General features: G+C 71.2%; 10 protein-coding genes and 2 pseudogenes. 2 read left to right on the top strand and 10 right to left on the bottom strand.

The genetic code is table 11. From position 1 onward, the window contains the following. A partial coding sequence (locus tag A5701_RS25655) for a sulfatase/phosphatase domain-containing protein (RefSeq protein ID WP_368664945.1) occupies positions 1–674 on the top strand: 674 nt, incomplete at its 5' end. Here the strand turns inward: A5701_RS25655 and A5701_RS25650 are convergent. Next, positions 671–1,456, bottom strand: a complete 786-nt coding sequence (locus tag A5701_RS25650; protein WP_067760835.1) for a trans-aconitate 2-methyltransferase — start codon at positions 1,454–1,456, stop codon at positions 671–673. The genes A5701_RS25655 and A5701_RS25650 overlap by 4 nt on opposite strands. A 121-nt stretch (positions 1,457–1,577) precedes the next feature. Between A5701_RS25650 and A5701_RS25645 the strand changes: the two genes are divergently transcribed. Beyond that, positions 1,578–2,771: a S9 family peptidase gene (locus tag A5701_RS25645; RefSeq protein ID WP_067760833.1), complete on the top strand. Its 1,194-nt coding sequence runs from the start codon at positions 1,578–1,580 to the stop codon at positions 2,769–2,771. Here A5701_RS25645 and eccE read toward each other — a convergent pair. The 9 genes and pseudogenes from eccE to A5701_RS25600 form a co-directional block, all read right to left on the bottom strand. Continuing rightward, entirely contained in the window at positions 2,761–3,729 is a 969-nt protein-coding gene (gene eccE / locus A5701_RS25640; RefSeq protein ID WP_067760832.1) for a type VII secretion protein EccE, read from the bottom strand. The two genes, A5701_RS25645 and eccE, sit on opposite strands and share 11 nt — an antisense overlap. A gap of 14 nt (positions 3,730–3,743) precedes the next feature. Further along, entirely contained in the window at positions 3,744–5,138 is a 1,395-nt protein-coding gene (mycP, locus tag A5701_RS25635) for a type VII secretion-associated serine protease mycosin (RefSeq protein WP_067760830.1), read from the bottom strand. Continuing rightward, complete coding sequence (eccD, locus tag A5701_RS25630; RefSeq protein ID WP_156670266.1) at positions 5,135–6,598, bottom strand: type VII secretion integral membrane protein EccD; 1,464 nt, start codon at positions 6,596–6,598, stop codon at positions 5,135–5,137. The genes mycP and eccD overlap by 4 nt, the downstream gene beginning before the upstream one ends. Before the next feature lie 34 nt (positions 6,599–6,632). Beyond that, positions 6,633–7,376: pseudogene (locus A5701_RS25625) on the bottom strand (ESX secretion-associated protein EspG); the annotation flags it as partial. 137 nt (positions 7,377–7,513) lie between these two features. Next, the gene (locus A5701_RS25620) at positions 7,514–7,804 is read right to left on the bottom strand and encodes a WXG100 family type VII secretion target (protein ID WP_067278112.1); all 291 of its coding nucleotides are present in this window, start codon (positions 7,802–7,804) and stop codon (positions 7,514–7,516) included. 38 nt (positions 7,805–7,842) lie between these two features. Beyond that, complete coding sequence (gene esxG, locus A5701_RS25615) at positions 7,843–8,136, bottom strand: type VII secretion system protein EsxG (protein ID WP_067278108.1); 294 nt, start codon at positions 8,134–8,136, stop codon at positions 7,843–7,845. 63 nt (positions 8,137–8,199) lie between these two features. Beyond that, positions 8,200–9,693, bottom strand: coding sequence for a PPE family protein (locus A5701_RS25610; RefSeq protein ID WP_067760826.1), 1,494 nt, complete (start codon positions 9,691–9,693; stop codon positions 8,200–8,202). A gap of 12 nt (positions 9,694–9,705) precedes the next feature. Further along, complete coding sequence (locus tag A5701_RS25605) at positions 9,706–10,005, bottom strand: PE family protein (RefSeq protein WP_067760824.1); 300 nt, start codon at positions 10,003–10,005, stop codon at positions 9,706–9,708. Continuing rightward, positions 10,002–11,031: pseudogene (locus A5701_RS25600) on the bottom strand (type VII secretion protein EccC); the annotation flags it as partial. The gene A5701_RS25605 and the pseudogene A5701_RS25600, both read right to left, overlap by 4 nt.

Raw genomic sequence — 11,031 nt, 5'->3', positions numbered from 1 at the left:
CCAAGTCCACGCTCTATGACGCGGGAACCGGCATCGGCATGATCATCAGGCCCCCGACCGGCCGGGCGCTGCCCCCGCGGGTCTACGACGAGCTGTTCAGCGGCGTTGACCTGCTGCCGACGCTGCTGGGCCTGCTGGGCGTGGACGTTCCGGCCGACGTCGAGGGCGTATCGCACGCCCGCGCCCTCCTCGCGCCCGACCCGCACACCGTGCCGGTCCGGGACCACGTATACACGACGAAGACCTATCACGACTCGTTCGATCCCATCCGCGCGATTCGCACCAAGGAATACAGCTACATCGAGAATTACGCCCCGCGGCCGCTGCTCGACCTGCCGTTGGATATCGAGGAGAGCCCGTCGGGGGCAGCCGTCGCGCCGTTCATCACCGGCCCACGCCCGCAGCGTGAGCTCTACGACCTGCGCGCCGACCCCACCGAGACCACCAACCTGCTGGCCGCCGGCGACGCCGACGCCGACGAAATCGCGGCCGATTTGGCTGTGCGGCTTCATGATTGGCGTCAGCGTACGGGTGATGTAATCCCGTCGGAGTTCGCCGGCACCCGCATCTCGGCCCGGTACACCGAGACGTATCTGCACATTCATCGGGTGAAACCGACCGCCCGGTCTGCGCTCGCCGCCGACCGCGGCATCGAGGAACAGGCGAGCGGTTAGCCGCCGGACCGCCGGGAACCGCCGACCTCGGCGACGATGAACACCCGCCGGAACGGGAAGATCGTGGTCCCGTCGGACCGGGGCGGGTAGGCGTCGTCCAGCAGCGGGATGAGCTCCTCGCGGAACCGTTCCCAGTCTTCGTCGCCGAGCCGCTCGCGCACCGGAACCAGCGCCGTCCCGGTGATCCATTCCAGCACCGGGTTCTCCCCGCCCAGCTGGTGCAGGTAGGTGGTCTCCCAGACGTCGACTTTGCACCCGGCGTCCAGCAGCAGGTTTGCGTACTGGATCGGCGGCTGCACCACCGCGCCGACGCGAAATGGTATGTCCCGCATCACCTTTGCGTAGGGCTCCCGACGGGCCAGGGTGCGCACCGTGGCGTGCGACGGCGTCTCGAAGTTGCCGGGAATCTGGACGGCGATCCATGATCCGGGCGGCAGCTCGCCCGCCCACCGGACCAGCAGGTCGGCGTGCTCGGGCACCCAGTGCAGCGCGGCGTTGCTGACCACGACGTCGGTATCGGGCTTGGGTTTCCAGTCCCGCAGGTCGCCGATCACTGCGTCGATGCCGCGTTCCTTCGCGGCGGCGACCATCTCCGGCGAGCTGTCCATCGCCTCGATCACCGCGTCCGGCCAGCGCCGGGACAGGTACTCGGTCAGGTGGCCGGGGCCGCAGCCGAGGTCGACCACCCGCCGGGCCCGCTCCGCCCCCACCCGGGACAGCAGGTCGTAGAAGGGCCGGCTGCGATGGTCCGCAAAGGCCAGGTAGACATCGGGATCCCACATGTCGGTCCTCCTGATCAAAGCGCCGCCGCCAGCCGGGGAGATAGACAAACGGTATTACCGCATGCGGCCCCGCCGCCCAAGTGGCCCCGGCCGCCGCGCCGGCCGGTTAGCATCGGCGTTCGTGGCGCCCAACACTTCGATTGAACCGCCGATTCCCGCCGCCTTCGAAGGCGCGGACGTCCCGGTCGACGACGGCGGCTTGCCCCCGAATTCGGCGCTGTCCCCCCGCCAGCGCATGGTAGTCGAGGGCTCGGCCATCGGCGACCTGGCGCTGCGCACCTGGGTGTCGTCACTGCTCACCGCGACGGTGGCACCCGCCGTCGTCGCCGCGTCCCTGCGGCACGCCGATGCCCGCGCCGAGCGCGCCAACCTGAGCTTCTACGCCGGGCTGGGCGCGCAACGCGATCCGGTGAAGTCGTTTCCCGCGCCGACCGAGCCGCCGCGGGTGTCGTCGCGGCGGGCCAGCCCACTGACCGAGTGGGTCGCGGGCGGGACGGTGGAAAACATCGCGTTCCCAAGCAGCTTCAGGGCGATCAACCCCGCGATGCGCCCGCAGTGGTCCGCCTTCAGATCCAACAACACCGTGCGCGCCCAGCACTGGCGCCACGACGACGGGCCACGCCCCACGCTGTGTGTCATCCACGGCTTCATGGGATCGTCGTACCTGGCCAACGGGCGGTTCTTCGCGCTGCCCTGGTATTACCGCTCCGGCTACGACGTGCTGTTGTACACCTTGCCATTTCACGGCAAGCGGGCCGAAAAGCTTTCGCCGTTCAGCGGTTTCGGCTATTTCGCCGGCGGCCTGAGCGGTTTCGCCGAGGCGATGGCCCAGGCCGTGCACGACTTCCGGTCCGTCATCGACTACCTGCACGGCACCGGGGTCGACCGCATCGCGCTGACCGGCATATCGCTGGGTGGCTACACCTCGGCGCTGGTGGCCTCCGTCGACGACCGGCTCGAAGCCGTCATCCCGAACTGTCCCGTCGTCGCCCCGGCGAACCTGTTCGACGAATGGTTCCCGGCCAACAAGCTCGTGCGACTCGGGCTGCGCCTGTCCCGCATCAGCCACGCGGAGTTATCCGACGGGCTGTCCTACCACAGCCCGCTGAACTACCGGCCGCTGCCGAGCAAGGATCGGCGGATGATCATCACCGGGCTCGGCGATCGGATGGCGCCACCGCAGCACGCCGTCCAGTTGTGGGAACACTGGGATCGCTGTGCGCTGCACTGGTTTCCGGGCAGTCACGTGCTGCACGTGAGCCAGCTCGACTACCTGCGCCGGATGACCGCGTTTTTGCAGACCGTCATGTTCTAGCGGCTTCGGCGACCGAATCCGCGCGCACCGGGGTCGGCCAGTCCAGCTGCGCCAGCAAGCCCGCCGCCACCTTGGCGTGACCGTCGAGCCGCCGGGTGGACAACAAATCCAGTGCCTGCAGCGCGGGCCGGTGATTGCCGCGCTCCGGTACCAGCCCCGCCGGCGCGGCGATCCGCTCCGGCGGCGTGTCGGTCAGGAAGGCGCAGGCGGCCGCGACGGTGTGGTGCGTCCCGTCACCGGCGAACTCCAGCGCGGTGCACGTCTCGCGCGCCGGATGCTCCCTGATCGCCTCGAGGGTGGCCGCCAGCCCCTCCCCGACCGGGATCTGGTATGCCGCTAGGTAATCCGAGGCCCCACGCTGCACCCCGGACCAGCTCTCGCGGGGGTTGGAGGTGAGCAACCGGGGAACGTCGTCGGGCGCGACGATGGTGACGTCCCAGCCGAGCTCCCGCAGGTGGTCGGCGAGCCGGCGCGCCGCCACCTGCGCGGTCTCGTGCAGCGGGATGCGTGCCGAGCGCGCCCGCAGCGCGGCCAGGTTCTCAGTGGCCGAAATCGTGAGACCAATCCACGTCTCGCGCCTCGATGGGTCGGATGCGTTGTCCCGGTTCGTGATCCGGATCTTGTGCGCCCGAATGCCGTAGCGGTCCAGGTAGCCGGCGATCAACGGCAATGGCAGCACGTCGGCGTCGCCGCCCGGCACGCCGATCCGCAGCAGCGCTGTCGTCGCCGTGGCCGAATCGGATTCGGCCGCGGTCTCGCCGCGCCCGATGATCGCCAGCCGGCGGCGCGCCAGGGTGGTGAAATACAAGCCGCGCCAGGAACCGAACAACACGACGACCACGGCGGCGGCCATCCCGAGCAACCAGTAATCACGGGGTGACCGCCAGGGGTAGGCCATCACCGCGGGCACGACGGCCAACAGCGCCAGCGTGATTCGGCCGGGTCCGGGGATTGGCATCCAGCGCTGGGGGCTCACGGGGTGTGGTCCTTTCGTCGGCGGGTGGCCGTGGCGGCGATCGCGCCCGCGACTGCGACGAGCACAGCCAGCGCGGCGGTTCCGAGGAGCGCGACGGTCCGGGGGGTGGTGTCCTTGGGCGCGGGCGCCGGCGGAACGGCGACGGGTTTGACCTGTGCGGCGGGCGGTTGGTTGCCCGCGGGCAGTTGCCAGGTCAGGGCTGCCACCGGGTCCACGCTGCCGGTGCCGACGACGTTGGAGGGCGCGCGTGCGCCGCCCAGCGCGGTGGCGGTGATGCGATGGATGACCTGCGTGGCGTTGAGGTCGGGGTACTTGCTGCGGACCAGCGCCGCGACGCCGGCGACGTAGCCGGCCGCATAGCTGGTGCCGCTCAGCGCGACCTGCTGCTGGTGTTCGTCGGGCAGTCCGTTGGCCAGGCCGCCGCCGTCGGCGTTGCCGACCGACACGATGCGTTCCCCGGGCGCCGCGATCCCCACCCACGGCCCCGCCATGGTGAATTTCGACGGCTGGCCATCCGGCGTCAGGGAGGCCACCGACAGCACGTAGGGCTGCCACACCGACGGGATGGAGACCGAGGTGACGCCCGCCCAGTTGCGCGGGTCGTCCGGGCGGCTCAGGTCGGTGAGCGGGTTGGACTCGCAGGAGGTTCCGCCGCCCACCGATCCGGTCGCTCCGGTGTTGCCCGCGGCGGCCACGATCACCGCGTCCTTGTCCACCGCCGCGTAACGGATCGCGGCGCCGAGCGCGGCCTGATCGACCGGCCGGTCGGCGGGCAGGCAGGTGAGCGTGGAGATGTCGATCACCCGGGCGCCGAGGTCGGCCGCACGCACGATCGCGCGGCCCAGCGTGGTGACGTCCAGCGCCGCCCGCGCCATCAGCGGGTCTCCCCCGGGCGTCCGCGGCGAGAACTTGGCCGACGTCGTCCTGATCGAGACCACCCGCGCCGCGGGCGCCACGCCGGCGAAGCCGTCGTCAGCCGGTTGGCCGGCGATGAGCCCGGCCACCAGGGTGCCGTGGCCGTCGCAGTCGGTCAGCCCGTCGGTCGCCTCGACGAAGTCACCGCCCGGGTCGACGTTGGGCAGGCGCGGACCCGGCCGCACCCCGGTGTCGAGCACCGCCACCAGCTGGCCCTCTCCGCGCGAGAATTGCCATGCGCCGGGCAGATTCAGCGTGGCCTGGCTGGGTGTGGCGGCCGCGGGGTCACTGCCGGGGATCACCCCGGAGACGGTGCACGGACCGCGCTGCTCCATCGGCTGCACGGCGCCCGGGGCCCCGCTGGGCGGCGGGACACCCGGATCGACCTTCGGCGCTTCGATGGCCATCGCCGACGGACACGTCCACAGCACGGCCGCCAAAGCCGCGGCGAGACAAGCCGATCCGGATCGGATCATCGATTGAGTATCCAGGTGAAGATGCCGACCAGGAATGCCATGGCGGGGATGAGCGACGCGTCGAGCCCGGCCGCGACGAAGCCCACCAGCCGTCGCACCGGGAGCGAATAGCTCTCCGGCTCGGCGATCTGCGGGTTGAGCGCCACCACCACCCACACCAGGGTCAGCGCGACGAGCACCAGCGCGGCGCCCAGGGCGGCGGCGTAGCGTCCGGTCGCGGTGTAGAGCACCAGCAGCGCACCGGCGGTCAGGTACGGCTGGGCCAGCAGCCACGCCTTGCACGCCGCCGAATCCCACACCCGCGCGCGCAGCACGGACGTCGCCGCGGTGGCGCCCACCACGTACCAGCCCACCCCGCTGCACGCCTCGGGGCGCAGGGTGATCGCCACGGAGCCCAGGACGCTGAGAACCACTGCGGCGGCGATGAATCCGTTCTGGTGGGCGTCGCCGGTCCGCACGCGCCGCGGCAGGTCCTCGAGCACCCGCAGCGACGGCGCCGACGGCGTGGGGTCACCGGGCGCCGGGATGACCGGCAACGGGAAACGCGCCCAGAGCGCGGAGAGCTGCGCCGCCTCGATGGTGACCAGCAGCGCCGCGACGATCAGGCCGCAGCCGATGGCGAGTGGCCGCAGGTGCCACAGCACCTCGGCGCCCGCCGCCAGCAACACCCCGGCCCCCACCACCGCGGTCGCGGTGAAGAACCCGACGATGCGCTCACGCTCGGCGCTGGGCACCATGAGCGCGATGAGCGACCACGCGGTGACCCCCGCAGCGGCGAGCATGATCTGCGCCGGCCCGAACCGTCCGGGCACGGCCAACGAAAGGGCGGCGCCGATGGGCACCAGCGCGGCGATCGAGCACGCCGTCGCGGTGCGCGGCGAGCGGGCCGCGACGAGCAGGCCGGCGATCGCGGTCAGGGCCGCGATCGCGCTGACGGCGACCAGCCCGGCCAGCGCGCCGGTGGTGACGCGGTAGGTGACCGAGAGCCCGGTGGCCAGGAACGCGACCGCGATCACCGCGGCCAGCGCCCCGCGCTGGATATGCGCTGCGCCCCAGGGCTTCAGCCGCGAGGTCGAGAAGATCATGGCCGCATCGGCGATGTCCTCGACGATCCCGGGGGCCGCCTGGCCGACCGGCACCGGCTGCAGCGCCAACAGGTCACCGTCCACAACCCCGACCGTGTCCAGGCTGGCGTCCAGGCTGAACGGCGCGCCGCCGATGGGCGCGAGGCTCAGTTGGGTCGCGTCACCGAGGTCGGCGGCGCCCCGGGCCGTGTCGTCGGATTCGCCGTTCGACGCCGAAGGAACCACCAGACGCTGGACCGCGGGCAGGATCTCACGCAGCGGCAGCTCGGCGGGCAACGCCATTTCCGTCAGCCTGCTTTCCGCGAGGATTGCCACGCGGACGATCGGCATGACGGCGCCGGACGTCACCGGACCCTCGAAGGACGCTGGGGCCATACCTGAAACATCGTTGCTCTCTTTTCCGTTGGGGTTACGCGTGTTGCGCGGTGAAATCTCGGGCCAAGCGGTGGCCGGAGAACCATTCGGACTCCGGCAGTAAAGCGGTCAGCTGTTCGATCGCCAGGGCGATCGCGAACGGTGTGCCGGGGGCGAAGGTCGACACCCATTCGCCGTCGAAGGCGCGCGACGGGCTCACCAGCACGCGGCCCGCGGCGGCGTCGACGATGCTCATCCCCACCTCGGTGATGGCGTGCCTGCCGTCGCGGCGGCAGCCGGCGACGATCTCGACGTAGCTGCGCGGGCCGTTGAACACCGACTCCACCACCGACCGGGCCGACTGCGGGATGCCCAGGTAATCAACGACTTCGGCCAGCGAGGCGCCCGAGCGCAGCCGCTCGTCGGCCCGCGCCCCGACGCGGGTCGGCATGCTGAACTCGTCGAATCGGGCCGGCGGTTGTTGTGCCAGCCCGACGCTCAGCACCGGAACCAGCGCGCGCGGGTCGTCGATGTCCATGGCGGTGAACGTGATCAGCTGCGCGCTGCGCAGCGCGACGACGGTCTTGACGCTGGTCGCGGGACGCTGAGCCACGATGCCGCGCAGCAATTCGCCGGTGCCGGTGTCCTTGGCGGGCCCCACGTAGCGCAGGTCGAGCCACCGCTCCGGGAAGCACACCACCCTGATCCAGTCGGCCACCGTCGGATTGATGGTGCCGCCCTCCGATACCAGACCCATCCGGGTCAGCTCGGCTCGCTGACGGTCGAGGAACGCCTGGTTCATAGCGGAAACCATTGGGGCGGGTAGCTTCCCGTGGGTGCTGGCGATCACCTCGCCCTACACCGATGCCACGCAACGCCAGGCGTTCCTCGACCGTCAGCTCGACGGCGTTGGGCTCAGCACTCATCTGACAGGAACTAACCGCCCCACTTGGCGGCTTCGGCCTGGTCCCGGGCGAGCATGGACGTGGTGTTGGCCTCGTGGGTGCTGGCCATCGACTGGTAGGCCCGCACGAGGCTTTCCATCGCCTGGTTCCACTGGGCCTGCCAGGCCTGGTAGGTCATACCGGTGTCGCCCTGCCAGGCGTTGGACAGCGTGGCCTGCTCGCTGGCGATGTCCGAACCCAGCCCCTGCAGCGTGCCGGCGTAGCCGGCCATGTCGGCGGCGTGGCTCAACATCGCCGGGTAGTTGTACATGATTTGGGACATGAGAAGTCCTTTCGCGGTTGTTGGCGGCTGAAGCTCGATCAGAAGGCGTTGTAGCCGGACGCCGCGGCGGCGTCGGCGGCGACGTAGGTTCCCGCGGCGTCGCCGAGGTTGGCCTGGGCGATGTCGAGCAGGGTGTTGACCCGCGCGGCGGCCTCGACGAAGCGGGCGTGCGCGGCCTGGAACGCGGCCGAGGACTCGCCCTGGTGGAACGCCTGTGCCGACATGGCCTCCTGCTCGGCCTGACTGATGGTGCTGCGCATCAACGCCGCCTTGGCACTGAAGGCCGACTGCGCGGCCACCAACTGCGGGATGTGGGCGTCCAACATACTCATGGTGCTTCCTTTCTCTGCGGTCTCATGGGGTTTCGGTGACTGACGAGCATCGGGCTGACTGCCTTATCCCCCTTCCCTGGGCTCGGTCGGGCGCGCCGGGTCGTGGTCCCAGGTGCCGGGCATCATCGGCATCTTTGGGCCGCTGCCGAATTCGCCGTCGGTGAGCTTGGTCAAACCGGCCGCCCGGAAGGTGTTCGCCTTCCGCGCGGTGCCGGCGAAGCCCAGCGTCCCGGCCCCGGCACCGGATGCCACCGCCGCGGCCAGTCGCTCATCGTCGTCGTCGTAGTCCGGGGGCACGCCGATGTCGGAATCCATGTCCGCGAACTCGTCGGCGTGGTCCCGCAGCGTGGCCCGGCGGCGCCGCCGCGCGCGCGCCTCCGCCCGGCTGGCCGCGGCCGCGCCGGCCGCCGGGATGGTCGCCGCCGGCGCTTTGGCGCCACCACGGCCACCCACCGTCGGTCCCACGCCGGTCTCCGGGTCACCGCCGTAGGCGACCAGGTAGGCCAGGGTGCTCGGCGCCGGCGCGGGCGCCGGGGCGGGAGCGGTACCGGTACCCGCCGCGACCGAAGTGGCCGGCGCCCCAGCGGGAGTCGCCACCGTCGGGGCCAGCGCGACCGCCGGCAGCAGTGACGCCGGCTTGGTCGAGGCGACCAGCGGCGCCGCGGCGGCTCCCGCCGCCACCGGGGCGATCTCGGCGGGCGCGGTGAGCAGGGAACTCAGGCCGATGCCGAGCAGCAGCGGGATGAGGAAGGGCGCGGTCAGGATCGCGCCCCAGGTCGGCCAGCCGACGGCGTTGAAGAACACCTGGTAGGCGACGAAGAACAGCAGCGGGCCGTTGGCGGCCAGCAACGCCGGGAGGTTCGAGAAGATGTTCTGCAACAGCTGCTGAATGTTCTGGAAGAAGTCCTGCAGGAACTTGGCCAGCTGCTGGAAGAAGTCGGAGATCGCGTTCGCGGGGTTGGAGGTGTTCTGCGCGGCGTTGACCGCGGCGTCGTTCGACTCCCCGCCCGGCCGCACGATGGCCGGCGCCGGGGTGCTGCGCGGCGCGGACGCGAGCGCTGCGCCCGAGGTGGCCTGATAGGCGCCCATGACGGTCGCGGCCTGGACCCACATCCGCGCGTAGTCGGCCTCGTTCAACGCGATCGGAATCGTGTTGATGCCAAAAAAGTTCGTCGCCACCAACACCCCGTGGACGGTGTGATTGGCGGCGAGCTCGCCCAGTGTCGGCATGGCCGTCAGGGCGGCGGTGTACGCCGCGGCCGCGATCTCGTGCTGCGCGGCCACGCCCGCGCTGTCGGCGCTGGCCTGCTGCAGCCACGCCAGGTACGGGGCGTGCGCGGCCGCGTACTGCTCGGCCGTCGGCCCCTCCCAGGACCCCGCCTGGGCCTGGCCCACCACCCCGGTGAGTTCGGCTGCCGCCGTTGCGTATTCGGTGCTCAGCGCGGTCCACGCGCTGGCGGCCGCCAACAGCGGCCCCGGCCCGGGACCGGCGCTCAGCAGCGTCGAATGCACCTCGGGTGGCGAAGCCATCCAAAGGGGCGCAACGGGGGACGTCATTGTCGGGCGCCCTTAGAACCCGTACGTCGCCGCGGCCGATGCGTCCCCGGCGAGATAGCTGACGCCGGCCTCGCCGACGCCCACGCCGGCGCGGCCGAGCTCTTCCACGCCCTGGGCGGCGACGGCGGCGTGCTCTTGACCCTGTGCGCTGAAGCCGAGCGCGGTCTGCAGCGACACCGGATCCACCGCGGGCGGCACCACCGCGGTGATGGCCGGCGCGGCCGCCGCGTGCGCGGCCGCCAGCCGCGCCGTCAGCGCCTCCACCGCGGCGCTGGTCGCGGCCAGGCCCTCGGGAACCACTCGCAACGTCATGACTCTCCCCTTTCACCAAACATCGCGGCCTCACCCACCAGCGGGTTGACCAACTGCACGTACGTCGGAATGTCGCTGTCGCCCAACAAGATCGCCCGCCCCGCGGGCAGCCGGCCGAAGCGCTGGCCCCGGATCTTGCCGCTGTCCTGCGGGTTGCCCGCCAGCATCAGCGTGGTCGCCTGCAAGTCGTTGAACCGGCGCAGCAGCGGGTTGGTCATCAGGGCGTGCCCGGATCCGGTCGCCCGCGCCGTGACGATCACCCGCAGCCCCAGATCGGCCGCCTGCGAAAGGATTCCGATCAACGGCGTCCATGGCCGCTGCCCGACGTACGGGCCGCTCATCGCCGGCGCGTCCGGTATCTGGTCGACGTCGTCGATGATCAGGTAGTGGGTGTGGCCGGCGTATGCCCACCGGGCCAGCTCCCCGGGCGACAACCCGGCCGGGGGACGCCGCGATTCGATGATGTTCGCCAGCCCCAACATCGCCGGGATGATGCGGTCGACGTTGGCGGTGTACTCGTTGTCGGCGAACAACGGCTCGTCGACAAGGTGCAGCCGGCGATCCAGCACCGTGAAGGCCACCTGATCGGGCGTGGAGTGCTCGCGGATGGTGCGAATGATGTGGCGCAGCAACGTGGTCTTGCCGGATTTGCTGTCGCCGAACACCATCAGCAGCGGCTCGTCGGCGAAGTTGACGACGACGGGCGCCAGGTCCTCCTCGCGCTGGCCGATGACCACCTGCTCCGTGCCGCGATAGAGTGCGCCGAGCGCCTCCGGCGCGAGGTTGGTCGGCAGCAGCCGCACCGGCGGCGCGGCCATGCCCGGGTAGCGGGCGTTGATCGCGGCCACCTGGTCGAGCTCGGGGTTGGCGAACAGGAAGTGCTCGGCGGCCATCGTCAACCCGCGGCCCGGTTGGTCGTGCGGCACGGACTCCGCGGGGCGACGCAGCGCGCCGACGAGCCGCACGTTGCTGTCCCGCGGGTCGTGCAGCTTGAGCTCGAGCCGCAGGCCGAGGCCGTCGCGCATG

This window comes from Mycobacterium sp. E3305, from assembly GCF_001666785.1.
Taxonomy (GTDB): Bacteria; Actinomycetota; Actinomycetes; order Mycobacteriales; family Mycobacteriaceae; genus Mycobacterium.
This window is presented reverse-complemented; position numbering and strand designations above follow the sequence as displayed.

What these genes read in the sequence shown, in the direction of transcription:
- A5701_RS25650 (WP_067760835.1), bottom strand. Translation starts at nt 1,456, where the DNA reads ATGTGGGATCCCGATGTCTACCTGGCCTTTGCGGACCATCGCAGCCGG.
- eccE (WP_067760832.1), bottom strand. Translation starts at nt 3,729, where the DNA reads ATGCCAATCCCCGGACCCGGCCGAATCACGCTGGCGCTGTTGGCCGTC.
- mycP (WP_067760830.1), bottom strand. Translation starts at nt 5,138, where the DNA reads ATGATCCGATCCGGATCGGCTTGTCTCGCCGCGGCTTTGGCGGCCGTG.
- eccD (WP_156670266.1), bottom strand. Translation starts at nt 6,598, where the DNA reads ATGGCCCCAGCGTCCTTCGAGGGTCCGGTGACGTCCGGCGCCGTCATG.
- A5701_RS25620 (WP_067278112.1), bottom strand. Translation starts at nt 7,804, where the DNA reads ATGTCCCAAATCATGTACAACTACCCGGCGATGTTGAGCCACGCCGCC.
- esxG (WP_067278108.1), bottom strand. Translation starts at nt 8,136, where the DNA reads ATGAGTATGTTGGACGCCCACATCCCGCAGTTGGTGGCCGCGCAGTCG.
- A5701_RS25610 (WP_067760826.1), bottom strand. Translation starts at nt 9,693, where the DNA reads ATGACGTCCCCCGTTGCGCCCCTTTGGATGGCTTCGCCACCCGAGGTG.
- A5701_RS25605 (WP_067760824.1), bottom strand. Translation starts at nt 10,005, where the DNA reads ATGACGTTGCGAGTGGTTCCCGAGGGCCTGGCCGCGACCAGCGCCGCG.